Source organism: uncultured Campylobacter sp., from assembly GCF_937973075.1.
Lineage (GTDB): Bacteria > Campylobacterota > Campylobacteria > Campylobacterales > Campylobacteraceae > Campylobacter_B.
In genome coordinates, this window is record NZ_CALBWL010000029.1 from 1 (window position 1) to 16,795 (window position 16,795).

At 43.7% G+C, this 16,795-nt stretch carries 13 protein-coding genes; 7 read left to right on the top strand and 6 right to left on the bottom strand.

The features are described 5' to 3' along the window. Together Q0274_RS03705 and Q0274_RS03710 are read right to left on the bottom strand one after the other, a co-directional pair. On the bottom strand, window positions 1-310 hold a 310-nt coding region (locus tag Q0274_RS03705; protein ID WP_298027783.1), incomplete at its 3' end, for a Sua5 YciO YrdC YwlC family protein. A gap of 13 nt (window positions 311-323) precedes the next feature. Next, the gene (locus tag Q0274_RS03710) at window positions 324-1,223 is read right to left on the bottom strand and encodes a DMT family transporter (protein WP_298027785.1); all 900 of its coding nucleotides are present in this window, start codon (window positions 1,221-1,223) and stop codon (window positions 324-326) included. 229 nt (window positions 1,224-1,452) lie between these two features. Here Q0274_RS03710 and Q0274_RS03715 point away from each other — a divergent pair, with 229 nt between their 5' ends. After that, the gene (locus Q0274_RS03715) at window positions 1,453-1,596 is read left to right on the top strand and encodes a hypothetical protein (RefSeq protein WP_298027786.1); all 144 of its coding nucleotides are present in this window, start codon (window positions 1,453-1,455) and stop codon (window positions 1,594-1,596) included. A gap of 194 nt (window positions 1,597-1,790) precedes the next feature. Here the strand turns inward: Q0274_RS03715 and Q0274_RS03720 are convergent, their stop codons facing one another. The 4 genes from Q0274_RS03720 to Q0274_RS03735 all read right to left on the bottom strand — a co-directional run bounded on the left by Q0274_RS03720 (window position 1,791) and on the right by Q0274_RS03735 (window position 6,355). Next, window positions 1,791-2,597 (bottom strand): DNA methyltransferase, encoded by an 807-nt coding sequence (locus Q0274_RS03720; RefSeq protein ID WP_298027788.1) that lies wholly within the window; start codon window positions 2,595-2,597, stop codon window positions 1,791-1,793. Then, window positions 2,594-3,115, bottom strand: a complete 522-nt coding sequence (locus tag Q0274_RS03725; RefSeq protein WP_298027789.1) for a PD-(D/E)XK nuclease superfamily protein — start codon at window positions 3,113-3,115, stop codon at window positions 2,594-2,596. Before Q0274_RS03725 ends, Q0274_RS03720 begins: the two co-directional genes overlap by 4 nt. A 73-nt stretch (window positions 3,116-3,188) precedes the next feature. Beyond that, complete coding sequence (gene lon / locus Q0274_RS03730; protein ID WP_298027790.1) at window positions 3,189-5,699, bottom strand: endopeptidase La; 2,511 nt, start codon at window positions 5,697-5,699, stop codon at window positions 3,189-3,191. A gap of 8 nt (window positions 5,700-5,707) precedes the next feature. Next, window positions 5,708-6,355 (bottom strand): outer membrane protein assembly factor BamD, encoded by a 648-nt coding sequence (locus Q0274_RS03735; protein ID WP_298027792.1) that lies wholly within the window; start codon window positions 6,353-6,355, stop codon window positions 5,708-5,710. Between the two features lie 252 nt (window positions 6,356-6,607). On the opposite strand from Q0274_RS03735, the gene Q0274_RS03740 reads away from it, so the two are divergent. The 6 genes from Q0274_RS03740 to Q0274_RS03765 form a co-directional block, all read left to right on the top strand. Beyond that, entirely contained in the window at window positions 6,608-7,363 is a 756-nt protein-coding gene (locus Q0274_RS03740; protein WP_298027793.1) for a type II secretion system protein, read from the top strand. 9 nt (window positions 7,364-7,372) lie between these two features. Next, entirely contained in the window at window positions 7,373-8,434 is a 1,062-nt protein-coding gene (locus Q0274_RS03745) for a type II secretion system protein (protein ID WP_298027795.1), read from the top strand. Next, on the top strand, window positions 8,434-8,967 hold the full coding sequence (locus Q0274_RS03750; protein ID WP_298027796.1) for a hypothetical protein: 534 nt from the start codon (window positions 8,434-8,436) through the stop codon (window positions 8,965-8,967). Before Q0274_RS03745 ends, Q0274_RS03750 begins: the two co-directional genes overlap by 1 nt. 15 nt (window positions 8,968-8,982) lie before the next feature. Beyond that, a complete protein-coding gene (raiA, locus tag Q0274_RS03755; RefSeq protein ID WP_298027797.1) occupies window positions 8,983-9,525 on the top strand; it encodes a ribosome-associated translation inhibitor RaiA in 543 nt (180 codons plus the stop codon). Window positions 9,526-11,345: 1,820 nt separating this feature from the next. Further along, window positions 11,346-15,908, top strand: coding sequence for a hypothetical protein (locus Q0274_RS03760; protein ID WP_298027798.1), 4,563 nt, complete (start codon window positions 11,346-11,348; stop codon window positions 15,906-15,908). 660 nt (window positions 15,909-16,568) lie between these two features. Further along, a partial coding sequence (locus Q0274_RS03765; RefSeq protein ID WP_298027799.1) for a GTP-binding protein occupies window positions 16,569-16,795 on the top strand: 227 nt, incomplete at its 3' end.

Genomic DNA, 16,795 nt, shown 5'->3' on the forward strand with positions numbered 1-16,795 from the left:
CGAAGCTTTGTCCGTTTAAATTTGCGCTACTGGAGTAGAGCCAGTCAAATTTGCTCAAAAACTCCTCGTGAGCGCACCCTTTCACGACGCGCACGGCCTTGGCGTTCGGATATAAAAACGTCGTTTTTCTTGCGCGGCGCACTAAGTTTTTAAATTTAGCGGGCACGCGAGCGAGATTTTTTAACTCGCTAAGCTTTGCCGTCGTTATGAGGCAGGGCTTGTCCGCCGCTCGGCGTTTGAGCGCGTTTATCTCGCGAAAATCCTTGCTCAAAAATCCCGCCGTCGTATCGGTCTGCGCCAAATAGATCATCTCTCCTCCAAATTTACGCCTTTTTTCTATCTTTAGCCAGCAAAAATATGCACGAGATGATGAGCGTAAAGCCCGCAAAATCAAGAAACACGAACTCCGTCCCCAGCCAAAAATAGGCAAACGCCGCGGCGCTCACCGGCTCGATGCACGCTATCATGCTCGCCCTGCTTGCGCCTATTATCTTTAGCCCCGTCATGTAAAAGCTAAACGCGCATATCGTGCCCAGGATCACCACCGCGGCAAGCGCCGCAAAGCCCTGCGCGTCGCTCACGCCGCCTAGCTGCCAAACCCGCGTGTAAAGCGCGAGCACGCCGCCGCCGATGATCATACCCCAGCCTAAATTTAGCGCAATGGGGTATTTTTGATTTAGCTTCGTTGGGATGAGACTATAAATCACGACGCCAAGCGCGCTAATGAGGCACCAAACCAGCGCCTCCGCGCTGATAACCAGCGAGCCAAGATCGCCGTGGGTGGCGAGCAGCACGACGCCCAGCACCGCGAAAATGAGCGCGATGAGCTCGACCTTTTTAGGCACGCGTCGTTCTAAAAAGCAAACGACGGCAAGGATGAGCGCGGGCGCGGAGTACTGGATCACGGTCGCGACGGCGGCGTTTGAGAGCTCGACACCGCAAAAGTACGAATACTGCGTCATCATAAGCCCAAAAAACGCGTAGATGAGCAGCTGCGGCAAAAGCACGCGATCTTTTAGCGGCGCAAAGGCTAGGCGCGGCGAGCGAGCGATGTAATACGCTACCATCGCAAGCCCGGCGAGGCCTAGGCGGTAGGGTACGAGCCAGTCGGCGCTAACGCCCTTTTGCGTGAACAGATACTGCCCGCAAACACTGCTAAATCCCCATAATACGCCGCCAAGAAGCGTGATGAAAACGCCGAAAAATTCGCTCTGTGATCTCATTTGCCGCCTTAAATTTAAAGCCAAAGTATACAAGCTTATGCTTAAGCTGGGGTTAAATTTGGGGTTTGGGCACGGCGCGATGAGTAAGGTAGGTGGAATTAAATTTAGGCGAATATAGCAAAAATCGGCAAAGATTTAAATTTATGTGCGTCCGAACGCAATACGCGACTACTAAATTTTGACGAAATCGGCGAGAATTTTAAATTTGAGCGTATGGATAAGGAGGGCATTGCAAAATAATCTTCGAGGTTGTATTGTAAATTTTGAACGCGAAAAGATGAGTGAAAATATCGCGCAGCTATATGAGGCGGTTTTAAATTTAACCGCACGCATCCCCGTCCTTACTTCATGCCTTACATTCGCAGCTTTTTAAGAATCGGCTCAAGCCACAGCTTGGAGTTTCCTCTTGCTCGCAAGCTGCTTTAGCGGAGTGAAAAAGACGGTAGCAAACGCGGCGAATAACAAATAGCCTGCGAAGCTCAAAATTTTAAAACTAGCAACGTATATTTCTTTTGCGGTTGCAAATTTGCGAAGCAAAAAGCGCACTGAAATTCAAACGCTTAAATTTTAAAATTTCAAACTCTCTTGTTCTAATAGTCGCAAATCCGAAATCTTTCGCCTAAATTCGGCGAAATTCGCGTCCAGCTCGCGTTTGCGCTTTAGGGCGATATCTATAAACTCGTCCTCTTTTTCGATACCTACGAATTTTCGTTCTAGCAAATTCGCAGCTACGCCGGTCGTCGCAGAGCCTGCAAAAGGATCACAAACGACGCTATTTTGAGTGCTCGCCATTAAAATTAACCGCACCAAAAGCGGCAGCGGTTTTTGCGTCGGATGCTTGCCGCACGCCTTCTCCCACGGCGCGATCGCGGGCAAGCTCCACACGTCGCGCATCTGCTTGTCGCCGTTTAGCTTTTTCATTAGCTCGTAGTTGAAAATATGCTTAAATTTCTCGCTTTTTCTTGCCCAGATGATCTGCTCCGAGCCATGCGTGAGATAGCGGCAGCTGAAATTCGGTGGCGGATTGGTCTTCGCCCACGTGATGACGTTTAGGATTTTATAGTCCAGCTTTTGCAGCGCCCGACCGATCGAAAATATATTGTGATACGTCCCGCTTATCATTACGCTGCCGTTATTCGTGAGTGCATCTTTGGCAAGCGCAAGCCATTCGAGATTAAATTTATCTATCTCATCAATGCCGTAGCTTTTGTCCCACTCGCCCTTGTTTACGCTTACGATTTGCCCGTTTTGAATACTGAGTCCATCGTTTGAGAGAAAATAGGGCGGATCGGCAAAAATGAGGTCAAACTCGCCCTTAAATTTAGGCAATATCTCGAAACAATCGCCCCGAATTAGCTTAAAAACACTTTTCATGGTATAGGTAACCCTAAAATTTGAAGAGGGATATACTCAAAATAATATTTGCAATTGACGCTTATGATATAATCCAAAACATCCTTATATTCAGGTTTCTTAAACCAAGCACCAAGCAAATAAATATACTCAACTTCCATATTTAAACGAGAAAGCAGCTTTTGATATTGCTTCTTTTTAAAATCGCATGTTTGTAGCTTTTCGTCAACAGAACCTGCTACCTGTTGAAATTTGCACTCTATTATAAAAAAGGTATTATTGACAATAACATAAATACTGTCATCTGGTAAAAGTTTTTTAGATATAATCTGTTTCCAGTCAATGTTTTTCTCTTGCAAAAAATCATAAAACTTGTGTTTTTTAAAAATTCTAGCAACTAATTCACCACGAAAAAATACATTTGAATTTTGATCTACAAAGTAGTCTTGTTGACTTGATAAAAAGTCAGATAAATCGACTTGACCCTCAAAAACCAAACCCGTTCTCGTATTAGAACCACCTATTCCGCCTAATATCATTTATTTTCCTCCAAATACTCCTGTAAGCTTTTTACTTCAAGCATGTGGCCAAATTTAAAACGGCGCTTTAAATTTAGATCAGCGCCAACTCTAGCACCTCTTCGATCCGCTCTACGGGCGTTATTTTCAGATCGTTTTTGACCTCGTCCGGGATCTCCGCTAGGTCGCGCTCATAGTTTTTGCGCGGGATCAGCACTTCGGCGATTTTGGCTTTGTGTGCGGCGATGAGCTTCTCCTTAAGCCCGCCGATCGGCAGCACCTTGCCGCTTAGCGTGATCTCGCCCGTCATCGCTAGATCGGCGCGCACCTTGCGTTCGCTTAAAATCGACGCGATCGCCGTGCTCATCGTGATGCCCGCGCTCGGTCCGTCCTTCGGCGTCGCACCCTCGGGCACGTGGATGTGAAGGTCGAATTTATTATAAATCTGCTCCGAGCTTTCGTAATTCTCCTCTGTGCCTAAATTTCGCGCTGCCGCAGGGCTTTTAGACGCACCGCCATTTGCGCGCAATGCGGAGTTTTTGCCCGCGCGTGAGGCTTTTGCCGCGCCCGCCTTCGCGTCTTGAGCCGCTTTGAGCTTGCCCTCATCGATCAGCACCTTTACGACGCTAAAGGCGATCTGCGCGGATTCTTTCATCACGTCGCCGAGCTGACCCGTGATCGTCATCGCGCCTTTGCCTTTGATCTTGACCGCTTCGATCTTGAGCACGTCGCCGCCTACCGCAGTCCACGCAAGCCCGTTTACGATGCCGATTTGATCGCATTTTTCGACCTCGTCGATCTCGAAAACCTTTTTATTTAGAAATTCGCTTAAATTTTTCGTCGTTACGACGATTTTTTTAAATTCTTTGTCTTTTAAAATTTTAACCGCGACCTTGCGGAATATCGCTGCGATCTGGCGGCGCAGGTTTCGCACGCCGCTTTCGCGCGTGTATTCTTCGATGATCTCGGCAAGGGCTGCGGGGTTGATCGCTACGTCGGCGGATTTTAAGCCGTGACGTTGTAGCTCCTGAGGGATCAGATAGTCTTTTGCGATCTGAAATTTCTCTTGCGGCGTGTAAGAGCTAAGCTCGATAAATTCCATCCTGTCGCGCAGCGGCGCGGGTATGAGAGATACGTCGTTTGCTGTGGCGATAAAGATGATCTTGCTAAGATCGATGTTAAAATTTAGATAGTAATCCCTAAAGCTCGAGTTCTGCTCGGGGTCTAAAATTTCAAGCAAAACCGCCGTCGGATCGCCCTTGTATGAGCTTGAAATTTTATCGATCTCATCAAGCACGATGACGGGGTTCATCTGATTTGCCTCGATGAGACCTTGCACGATGCGGCCCGGCATCGCACCGATGTAGGTGCGGCGGTGTCCGCGTAGCTCGTTTACGTCCTCAAGCCCGCCCAAAGCGATGCGGATAAGTTTGCGCTTAAGCGCGGTCGCGATAGAGTTCGCAAGGCTCGTCTTGCCTACGCCGGGAGGGCCGTAGAAGCACAAGATCGCGCCGCCGTTTTTGCCGTCCTCTTTGCTCTTTTTGCCGCTTGTGCCGCGAAGCTCTAAAAGCTGCTTTAGCGCGAAATATTCTTCGATACGCGCCTTGGGCTTTTGCAGGGAGTGGTGGTCTTTGTTTAGCTGCGTAGTAACGCCCTCGATGGACATCTTGTGTTTGGCGGTCTTTTCAAAAGGCACCTCCAAAACCCAGTCCAGATAGCTCTGCACGAGCCCCGCATCGGCGCTATCCGGATGAAGGCGGGCAAATTTATCGATCTGCTTTTTGATCTCTTTGTAGGCATCCTCGCCTAAATAGGGCTTTTTGGCTTCCAGCTTTTTGCGGTATTCCTCGATCTCGACGTCGCGATCGGCATCGCCGCCGAGCTCCTTTTGGATCTGCTTGAGCTGCTCTTTTAAAAAATACTCTTTGTTCGTCTTATCGATCTTGGAGTGAACCTTGCTTTTGATCTCCTTTTCGAGCCTCTGCGCTTCGATCTCGTCGGAGATGTAGTTGATGAGGTTGAAAAGGCGCTTTTGCAAGTTGCTCTCGGTAAAAAACGAGTAGGCTACCTGCTTTTTTAGACGCAGTGCGCTTAAAATCAGATCGCAGACGCGCGCTGCGTCAGTGCCGTCGTCGATCGTCTTTAGCAGATCGTTCGGGAAAAAATGCGTAAGCGTGCTAAGTGTCTTAGTTTTTTCCTTTAGCACGCTTACCAGTGCATCTAATTTTTGATCGTTGCCGCGCTCGTCGTGGATGATATCGACGGTAGCGACCAATGGATCTTGCGAAATTTCTTTTACAATTTTGCCTTTTAGCGCGCCTTGGAATAAAATTTTAACCCGACCGTCGGGAAGCGGCACGGTTCTCATCACGGAGCCCACGACGCCTGCGTTATAGATGCCGCCGAAGCTTCTATCGCCGCTAAATTCCGACTTTGAGCTTACGACCATTATCATAGATTCGTTTTTGGCGGCAAGATCGAGGGCTTTTTTGTTATGTTCGTCGCCGATGAAAAGGGGCGCTATCATAAACGGATATAAAAATAGCTCGTCCTCGACGATGATAGGTAGATCGCTAGGGAAGGTTGTGTTTTGCATCAGTTGCATCGCTCCTCCTACTCAAAAATCGCGCGATACCAAGGCGAGCGCGGTTTGATTACGTCGGTGCCGTTTAGCGGGGATTCTTCGATGCGTTGCTCGTAAATTTTGGCAGAACTTTCGCGGTCGGTGCGCTCGTATAGATCTTTGATGTCAATATTTAGCCGATGCTCTGCAAGGCGTAGTTTCGTTAGCATCGTCTCAAGAAGCGGACGATACTCGCTTTGCGGATATTCAGCTATAAATTTTCGAATTTCGTCGATGCTGTTTAGCATTAGCTTTTGGTTGCGATTTGGGCGGCTAAAGGAATCGAAATTTGCTCTGATCTTTAAAAATCTTGCATATTCGATCTTTTGTGTCGTACCGTAGAGGCGGATATATTCGTCTAGATATTTGTTTGCTTTCTCGTAGTTTTCATCCTCCACAAAAGCCCATGCCATAATGAGTGTCATCTCCTCAAGCAGCGGCGAAGCGATATGTTCGCTAGAAAAGCTAGTGTAGTGCTTCTCGGCATCCTCCATGCTGGCGTTATTGATATCTTCTAAAATTTTAGAATACCATGCCTCAGGGCTTAGATTAAAAAGCTCGCCGTCGCCCTTGCCGCTGCAGCCGCCGATAAACGCGATAAATAGGAGAGCGGATAGAATTTTACTTAGATTTGTCATAAAAAATCCTTGGAATTTATTTAGCTCGTAATTTTATAGTCTTTGAGTAAATGCAAGCTTAAATTCTGTGTTCAAATTTAAAAATGAAATTTCTTTAAAATTTTTGTGCGTTCGGGCTTAAAAATCTTTGAAAACCGAAAAAATTTACGCGATAAATTCTAAATTTAAGTTTAACAATAGTATAATTAGCGCCGATAACGCAGAGTAAGTTTGCGTTTCCGTAATTTCAAAATTTTAAAGAAAGGATGTAAGATGAAAAAAGGTTTTACTCTAATTGAGCTGATCTTTACCATCGTGATTTTGGCGATTACGACGATGGCGATCCCGCGTATCGTCGCGCAGACGACCGAGTTAAATGCCCTTGCGATCAAAGAGGAGCTCGTATATAACGCTAAAGCTTTTATGTCTCGTATATCTAAAGCGCAGTGGGATAGCGCATATGCAGGAGATGCTAGCTGCGGAGGCGATACCGGCTGCATGAAAAGAATTTTATCGGTAAATCCGTCGATAAAGTTACCGGATAATAGCACTATGGAAGCTAGACCGGGAATTTTAGATGAAGCTAGTAAGCGCGAGGTCAGCACTCAAGCTCCGGCTACGAAAGGGCAATTCGGCAAAGGAGATAATAGAATTTCTTTCGGAGTCGGTCGTTATAATGATATCGACGACTACGACAAGTTCACGACCAATATAACGGTTGGTGATTTGGTGGGCTCTAGTAGTAAGGGTGATTTTATTCTTAATACTGGAATTAATGTCGACGTAGATTATGTAGCAGAGCCTTTTACTGCGGAAGATTATGCTAAGGGTACCGATATAAACGGAACCCTTAGTGATCAACCAGCCAATGGCTCCCCTACCAATATAAAGATGGTTAGGGTTGCCGCCACGGATCTAAACGATGCCGTAGCTAAAGATGGTACTGCCAAATCAGTAGTTTTAAAAGCGTTTCTATCCAATATCGGCGTCGGCGTTCAGACAGCCGTCACTAGACGATATTCCCGATAGGAGCGCGAGATGAAAAAAGGTTTCACCCTTATAGAGCTTGTATTTGTTATCGTAGTACTAGGTATCATCTCGATGTTTGGCGCAGATCTATACACCAAGATCTACAAATCCTACGTACATGTACGTGCAGTAAATCAGCTGGAAGCCAGAACACAAAATGCGATGATGCTAATCACAAATCGCTTAGAAGATAGGATAAAAAGCTCTACTATAGGCAGAGAACTTAGCTCAAACGAGTTTGTGCCAATTAGCGCTTTAGATGATCCAAAATACGATATACTAGAGTGGATCGGACAAAGCGTAGAGACGAGAAATATAAATAAGAGAACTCCCGGTTGGAGTGGCTTCATGTCGATGTCTCAACTCCGAGATGACAAATGGAAAGCAGGTACAGAAGATGCAGGCTATATTGGAAATACGAGAGCTACATTCAATATGGTATCCTTGGGCAGCGATTTCCCCCAAGTGGCTAATATAGTTGGAAATTTAAGGGCTACTGCTTACAATACTCCATCTAATAATACCCAAGTCGCCGTTATATTTAGAGTTGTTACTAATGATGCTTCACCTACTAGCGTAGGTATAGGCTTTGGCTACGATAGAAAGGTCGACGTGAACGGTAGCAATCGCGTTCTGATCGCCGTAGGTACACCTAGCAATGCAGGTAGTGGTAATATACAAGGCGAAACTATCAGGATAAATCAGTATCCGCTCAATCCAAACAACGATAAATCACAGGAATTCTCCGAGCAATACTATATAGCTCATAGTGCCTACGCGATTGTTCCAGATCAAGTCGTAACATATATGAAAAATAATGCAGGTAAAGTATTAAGTAAGAATTTTAATCTACTCTTGAAATATAACTATCGTCCATGGAGCACTGTTGCAGATGATGCGCACTCATATAACACTGCTAGCAGCTCACTACTAGCAGAGGACGTGAGCTTGTTTAAATTTAAGGATGATAACGGTGCCGTTGCGCTTAAGCTATGTATGAGAGACGACGGCAGAAATTTCGATCCCGCAGAGCTGGATCTAAACGTTTGTAAAGCACAGGTGGTGTACTAATGAAAACTATGCAAAAAGGCTTCGCTCTAGTAGCAGCCATATTTTTTATCATCATTGTAGCGACTACGGCGATTACGGCACTATCTATCGCGTCTATGACGGCTCGCGATGTCAATAATATCCAAGGCAGAGAGCAGGCGCTACTGCTAGCTCAGAGCGCTACGGAGCTGGCAGTCCTTGCTATGCAAAAGCACCAGTATCTAACTACTGAGCTTAAGGAGAAGAACGCTACGGCTGCGACCAATCCTACGTTAAATACGATTACTCTTGTGTATCCGTCAAATGATCCAGCTCAAAAGATGTTTGATATCACCGTGACATTTGGATATTTCGATAAACAGCTAGGTGCACCTGACGATCATACCGTCGCTTATAGTAATTTCGGGCAAGGCTCGTCCGAAAGGCTTGCAAACGGTAGTGTGGGCAGAATTCTAAGCCATGCTGCGCTTGTAGACGTGGTAGTAAAATCCAACGTAGCGGTTATGGGAAGGCCACAGATCACATATCATAGGCGTACTATTCAAAAACCATAATGCAAAGGAGAGACGATGAATTTAAATATCGTAGGTAAGCAGTTTGAGCTAACGGAATCTATCAAAAATTATGTCGAAAACGCATTTGAAACGCTAGAAAAATATAATCTCGACATTATCTCTGGGCGTTGTGTAATTTCTGCCGACGAGAAGCAAGGCAAAAAGGGCTTTGTGGTGGATTTCTCACTAAATTTAGCGCATCAAGATACTATCGTCGTGCGTCAAAAAGATAAAGATCTCTATGCTGCCGTCGATCTCATCGTCGAGCGCGCCTCAAAAGTGCTTCGCAGATACCACGATAAGGTAAATTCTCACAAAAATCGCGACGAAATGAAGCAAAACGCCGTAGATAATGCAATCGGCGTTAATGAGCCAAATTTAAACGACGAGGTCGATGAAATCGTCCCTACCGAGCTAGAGCTTTATAAACCGCTAGAGATTGATGAAGCGCTAAATAAGCTGAAAGAAAGCACCGATCAGTTTTTGGTTTTTAATGATATGGATGCCAAAATGCGTGTGCTTTACAAGCGTAAAGACGGTAAATTCGGCTTATTTTAGAATTTTAGAATTTTAGAATTTTAGAATTTTAGAATTTTAGAATTTTAGAATTTTTAAGGCGCGGAATTCTCGCGCCTTTACTTTAATTGTTTGAGAGTTGTTGTTTATTTGTTATTATATTATTTTTAATGTAGCCCAAGATAAACAAAATCGCATTTTATAAAATCTTTCTTTTAGGAAATCTTTAAAATTTATTTATATTTGTTCCATATCCATATAAAATTTAAGCAAAAAAAATGTAAAATAATAGTCAAAAGTTATGTTATTGACCGGAGGGTAGTATCATGAAAGTTAAGAGTTTTAAGTTGGTGCCGATTTTGGCACTCTTCGTTTGTTGTTTGACAAACGCGTTTGCAGATGGTGACAGGTCGAACGTGAAGATAAATTCTGCTACCCCAATAAGCAACGAGTATCGTGACGATGGCGTGCTGGACGGAAGGAGAGGTGGTTGGACTTGGAACGGAGATCAGGGTTTGTATAATTTCACCACTATAAAAAATCGGTCTGACGAATTAAACCAAAAGCCGATAGTTAGATTCGGCGGTGCGGGCACATACGTCTTTGGAGACTACGCCGTGACCGGAAAGCCGGTGATTAGTTTAAGCTGGCCTTCTGCTCTAGGCCGTGATTACATGTGGGGAGCAAAAGGCACATACATTAAAGATGACGGCGACGGACAGTTTTATTTGAATAGTTCAAAAGCTGTTTTGAGGCTTCCTAAGGGCGTGACTAAAGACGATATAGTCTATGCGAGACTTTATTGGCAGGGAAATATATTCAGCACGACTGATTTTGACAGCGAAGCAGAATACAACAGCAAAGACGGAAAAAAATTGACCGGTTTTGCTAAGGGGTATACACGGGTGAAATTTAAAATGAAAAGCTCGAAAGGTAAAGCTAGCATAATAGAAGATGTTTATAGAGATAGATGCGAAGGAACGGCTGCTTGGAACTTTTTGGCAAAATCTCGCAAGCCCTTACGTTTGCGTTTAAAATATGGCTGCACTAAAGATATTACCGATCTAGTCAAGAAATATTTTGAACCTTATTCCGACAGCATTGAATTTACTGTAGGAGACGTAAAAACGAGTGATGGTATGGATCCAATCGGTGCAGATTTTACCAATGGAGAGTTCACCACCGCTCGTATTGGGCCGTACGGCGGATGGGGAATAATCGTAGTATATGATAAAACCGCCCCGTCCAGAAGGGCTTTGCTAGATAATTTACAATCTAACGATAGCGTAACGGGTCAAAAAATGACTTATAAAGAGGCCGTAGAATATAAAAATAAATATTTTAAACCAAAAAACGTAACTATTTACGGCGATTATTTTGTCCTCACCCCTTGGGATAATGGATATACGCCTATAAACATTAACGCTACCATCAATGGATTTTATACACCTAGAAGTGGGTCCGTAAGTGCAAAGCTAGGGTTTTTAGGGTTTGGTGGCGAGAGAAAAATGACCTCCGACGAGTATTTTAAAGTTCAACACAAAGGAACCGCACAAATGGATTCGCTATACGGATCTGGTGTGGTTAATCAACGGTTAGCTAACGATCGCGCTAATATATACGACGGCTCTGTCGCTTTACTTATAAATGATAACGGCACCTATAAGTATAGCTATCCATACGGCACTGGTTATTTAGGTGGATTTGATCTGGACGAATTCGATATCGGTTCAAAGATGAAGAATGCGCAATCTAGTCTAAACATCTCTTTGGGTGCGGCGTATGAAGATCTCAACGGAGGTCAAGCCGATCAAAACTTCATAAGTATGATTGCTATTTCCGCCGATTTGTATGTCCCTCAAATGTGCTATCAGTATGAAGTCTATAACGCCTCTAACTGGGTTAAATTCTTTGATAATGATGGTAACCGAAGAAGCGAAGAGGATGTAAAAAAACTACATGAACCTCCTGAGCAGATCAAAAACCCGGTAGTTGCCGGCGAGAATATCTATTATAGAATGAAATTTGAAAATAGATTGAATGGCGGTAATAGCGAAGATGCAGCAGGTGCGGTAGTATCAATCGACTTTTCTCAAGCGGGCGCTACCTATACTAAAGATAGTTCTACTATAAATAATAAACTAACTGTAAACAATCCTATCAATACCACTACGGATACCATACCCGCAGCGGTAGCCGAAGATCTGGTCTATCTACGCGACGGGAAGCAGGGTGCATACAAGACGATGAAAGACGTCATAAAAGGTGGCACCCCAAACGTCACGGATCCTATCTATAATAATAGGCAATTTACGATGCTAGATAGGAATGTCTTAAAATTCCATATCGGCGAGGGTGCAGGAGAGATAAAAGCTGGCACGACTACTCCGGTGGGCGGTCTAATGAGACCAGGTAAAGCGGCGTATGGTGAGTTTAACGCTACCGTTAATACCGGTGCAAAAATTCTTCAAGCTCCTGCCGTGACACTAAGTTATAAGATGAGCTTAGATATAGGCGGCGGTCAGCGAGTCTTCATAGAGATGGATAGCGCTTCCGAGCTTGAATTATGCGACGCGACAAAGGTTTCTAAAAGCGTTAATATCCTACCTTTAAGCGGTTTGCAGGTAGTCAATAAGAATTTTAGTAAAAATGACGACGATGATAGACTATATACTCAAATCTCCGATAAGCCTTTCGATGCAAAACTTATCTTTAGACCGGATTATGAGAGCCAATTTTGTAAGGAGTATAACAATGAAACTGGTAAATGTACGGAATATATCGATGCTGCTGCAAATTCTCCTTACTTCAAAAAAGATCCAAATACCGGTAAGCTCATATATATCGGTAGCGAGGCCAGAAAACTTGAAAAATTTGACTTGAGCGGTAAATTGTATTTATCCGTTGTCAGGGCGAGAAATGCCGCTACTACCTCGGATAAAATTGCCGATGACCATAAGGGAAATAGCGCAGTTTACTCATGCCGATCCGTAACCGATTCCTTAAAAATTCCGTTTAAGATGAAGGACAAAACCGATTACACTATCGATAAGGAAGTGGATTTTAAAGGAAAAAGTATTTTAGAGCTAAACGATATAGAGATAGGAGATGCGTATCAGGGTCTTACATTTATGCTTAGCTATCGTCCGGATAATCAAGTTGCCTCAGGATCCGATTTAGATCAGTATATAAAAAACAAAGATTTAAATAACAGCGATCCTAAGGCTTATTATTCGGAGCTCAAGAAATGGGAGCTTAAAAAGCGATATGGATATTGCGAGACAGGTGAGAATTTTAGCTGGTGCAACACAAAACTAACTGCGGAGCAAAAGAAGGACATTTGGGAGAATAAAATACAACCGGAGCTGCAGAAGCTTGAAAATAATATAAAGGCTGCTAAAGATGAGTTCGGAATTCAAATGTCAAAAGACGGCTCGTTCCATATATGCGGTAGCGACAACTTTGTGCTTCGCCCTGCATATTTTAATGTAGATACAAAAGCGCTGAAGGATTCGGGCAAGTATAGTAAGATCGTAGATACCACTGCGAGTGGTGATATAACCAAAAAAGGTGATGGCACCAGCGTACTTAATCCTAATAATCTGCGCGTAGGCGGCGATTATACGCAAAACGCAGATATCTTGGCTCACGTAATATCGGCCAGAAGCTATAGTGACAACGGCGTACCTAACTACACAGCAGAAATCGGTGGCGATCTTGGCAATCAACGTTATCATCTGCGTAAAAGCTATGGCGCGGATTCTGATGATACTCAAGATATATCAACCAAGATCCGCGGTATTCAAACCTACTTGCGTCCGTTTATATCTAATGAATGCGCGGCTAATGTCTCTACTCAATCCTATTATGTAGATAGGAATGCTTCCACTACATTAAAACGTGGCGTTAAAGAAGATAGTTGTTATGGTGGTACTGCAGTGGAATATTCCGGTGCTAAATACAATGCCGAAACAGGCAAATATGAGATTGATCCGGAAGCTATCAAAAAAGGCTCTTTTGGCAAGAGCGATGATGTCTCGTGCGTATTAAATGGTACAAGTTCGAAATTTGACGCGTCGTATAGAAGGGTATGGGATAAAAACGCCGTAAGTCTATGGGCGAATTTTAACGTTAGAAATATCGAAGAGACGGAGGGCGTTGCAAAATTTGATAGTAAAGGTCATGTTCAAGGCGCATATCTTATGACCCAGTCTAGAAAAAATCCTGAGGCAAAAGATAAAAGCTATGCCGTCATCTATACCGAAACCATAGGCAAAGATGCCGATAAAATTTTTAACTACTACAATGTCGGCGATGTGCTAGTAAATATCTATGATAACTCATGGACGGATGCCTACTCCGATCAGACATACTCTAAGAAGTGGAATAGCGCTAAATGTATCATCAATTCATCTAGCAATATTCCTAATGCTAAAGGTATGATAGGCTGCGACGTAGGTATGAGGCTTGCTGCTAACAAAGATAAAGCGACAAATGATAATATCGTATTACGCTACCGACCGGATCGTATCAGAGTATCTCTCACAAGCCTTGATAACGGCGTGACAAGGGGTGTAGGTGATAATAATATTTCGGGTGGAATATCTGCGTATACATATTTCAACGCTCCGGACATCGAAAACGATGTCGTAGTATATGCCGACGAAAATTCTAGCCAGAATTTAGCGGTAACTAATCAGCTAAGCCAACTGGCTAAGCTTAAGGTCAATGCAGTAGCGTATCTATCTGACAAAGTTTATAAGGATGTCATCGCTACGCTTTATGACGGATATAAAATGGAAATTGGCGACAAAGGTAAGGAGAAGCTTCAAGCCGTGTGCGGATTTTCGAGCGATCTTGATTTTGCGCTAAATTTCGGATTTGATTGCGCTAACAATAGTACCGATGGGCGTTGCTCCACAGCTACCGCTAATAAGACCGGTGGAGCTACAAATTACGTGCCATATCCTGATAAACCTGCCGTTAAATACGAGATCCCTAGCGATACGCAGTATTTTGCTAAAGATTCTGACGTATGCTTAGGCTCTACTGGATATGATAGCAGATGCTATAAATATAACGTAAGAAGCAGTAAGGGTTCTTCTAAAACTGATGAGATGCCAGACTGGGAGGAAGCCGCTTCTAGCGGTGATGCTGGTTATGGCTTACCTATACCGCTTAAAATAGCTCTTAATTACTACTCTGATGCTTCATTAAGAGGCGGGCTTATCAATAGACCGCAAGGCGGTACAGGAATTAATTATGACTCGAAGTCAAATGAATTCAGAATTTTAGCGCAAGGATTTAGAGAAGGACAAACTCCCGACTCGACCGTGTATTTTAACTTCGCTAGGATGCATAAAACCCCTAGCACCCCGGTGCTTATCTATGCTAGTGACTTTGATATTCAAGACGGAACCGCTCTTAAGATCTTTGGAAAGTTTTGGCCATCGAAATTCGATAGCTCATACAAAGCTATCTCTGATACCGACTCTGAGGACTACAATAAAACCGATATAAAGCTGTCTAAGGAAGATTTCGATGTCTTTATTACTAGAAAGGTTAGCGAGACCAGAGCTGCAAGTAAGGCTGCTTATATAGCCGCCGCTAATTCTAATAGCAAAACTTACGCAACCGGCAAGACCGTTACAGATTTTAGCGATAATGTAGGCACTTACGCCCTATTTGTCTATGGTACATCGTACGATAAAAGTTTGGGGGCTATAGTGCAGCAAGCTACTACTGGGACTCCAATATCTGTTCCTATTTACACGCAAATCTATTGTGGTAGAACCGATAAGTGCTCGAATATGCCTGCGCCTAGCGATAGTTTGGCCTACGAGGTTCCGGTTGCGAATGTCTCGGGCAAGGTTAAAGCCTCGAATATATTTACCGTGCTAGCGGCTCAAGATCGTAGCTTAACTGACTTTACGAAGTTTGTAGTAAATACGAAAGCTACTTTAAATAACATAGACGAGGAGTTTGTGAGCGACTACGATAGTCTTACTAAGGTTGGCGACGTAAATGTGGATATCAGCAGGGCCAATGTGGTAAAAAATGGCCGAGAGAATATAACCATCAGTGGCACTGCAGCAGGTCATGCTACAATACGTATCATTACTAATCCATGGCTTATTCATACTCCAGCCTTAAATGATAAGACTATGTTTACTGCAAATGATGGAGGAGCCTACTCTAAAAAGTATCCGGGCGTACGACAGTATTATAATCCTCTTCGCGTACATATAAAGCAGTCTAAACCTACGGTCTGGGGCGGTGAAGGTCAGGTTAAATCGGGCATAGCGGATGACGTAGGATCGTTCGCTGGTGGTAGCTCGTCAGACAATAGTACTAGCGATACTTCGACTAGAATTCTAGATTCTGGCGATGTTCGCGATATCTACAATCAAAAGACCGATTGGTAGTATCAGCGTTAAGCTCATATTACAAAGGCTAGTCTCCTGGCTAGCCTTTTTTTATGAGCGAAATTTTGGTTTTCTTGGCGACAAATATTTTGGAATTTTGCTTTGCAAATTTTTGTCTGTAAATTCCATGAGATAGAATTTCTTTGAAATTTTAAATTGCGAAATTTTGCTATAAAACTTGGCGGTAAAATTTACTTACTAAGATTTGCGCGTCGTAATGATATATAAGTTTGCGCACTAATTTCAATTGGTAGAATTCAAAGCAAAATCTCGTATGAGGAGAGATCCCTTATTGCTTATTAAAATTCTCAGCCGTTAGCATAGTGGGCTTTGCAAAGTGCGATCATATAAAATTTGCCATAAAATTTCACCACTTAGAATTTTTCTGCCCCAAACATAGCCGTCGAATTCCACTTCATAAAATTCCGCATTCCAATCCTCATCCTAAAATTATATCGCGGCAAAACGCATCGCCGATAAAATTTAAAATTGCTCAAAGCCGCCCGTACTCCACCTATCTTTCAAAATTTTATTTCGTAAAATTCCAATCCGCCTAGAGCCGCCGTATAAATTTCGTCTTATAAATTCCACCTGCTCATTTACCCGTTTTTAAATGAAATTTCGGCACAATGCGGCTTAAAATTTCGTCAGGAAAGCCACTTGAAAACAAAAAATATCAGAAATTTCAGCATCATCGCGCACATCGACCACGGCAAATCCACGCTCGCAGACCGCCTGATTAGCGAGTGTAACGCCGTTGAGGCGCGCCAGATGAGCAGCCAGATCATGGATACGATGGATATCGAAAAGGAGCGCGGCATCACGATCAAGGCGCAGTCCGTGCGGCTCGAATACGAGCTTGGTGGCGAGAAATACGTTTTAAATTT

Coding starts and splice junctions, on each gene's coding strand:
- Q0274_RS03760 (WP_298027798.1), top strand. CDS start 11,346: ATGTGCTATCAGTATGAAGTCTATAACGCCTCTAACTGGGTTAAATTC.
- Q0274_RS03750 (WP_298027796.1), top strand. CDS start 8,434: ATGAAAACTATGCAAAAAGGCTTCGCTCTAGTAGCAGCCATATTTTTT.
- raiA (WP_298027797.1), top strand. CDS start 8,983: ATGAATTTAAATATCGTAGGTAAGCAGTTTGAGCTAACGGAATCTATC.
- Q0274_RS03710 (WP_298027785.1), bottom strand. CDS start 1,223: ATGAGATCACAGAGCGAATTTTTCGGCGTTTTCATCACGCTTCTTGGC.
- lon (WP_298027790.1), bottom strand. CDS start 5,699: ATGCAACTGATGCAAAACACAACCTTCCCTAGCGATCTACCTATCATC.
- Q0274_RS03720 (WP_298027788.1), bottom strand. CDS start 2,597: ATGAAAAGTGTTTTTAAGCTAATTCGGGGCGATTGTTTCGAGATATTG.
- Q0274_RS03725 (WP_298027789.1), bottom strand. CDS start 3,115: ATGATATTAGGCGGAATAGGTGGTTCTAATACGAGAACGGGTTTGGTT.
- Q0274_RS03740 (WP_298027793.1), top strand. CDS start 6,608: ATGAAAAAAGGTTTTACTCTAATTGAGCTGATCTTTACCATCGTGATT.
- Q0274_RS03735 (WP_298027792.1), bottom strand. CDS start 6,355: ATGACAAATCTAAGTAAAATTCTATCCGCTCTCCTATTTATCGCGTTT.
- Q0274_RS03745 (WP_298027795.1), top strand. CDS start 7,373: ATGAAAAAAGGTTTCACCCTTATAGAGCTTGTATTTGTTATCGTAGTA.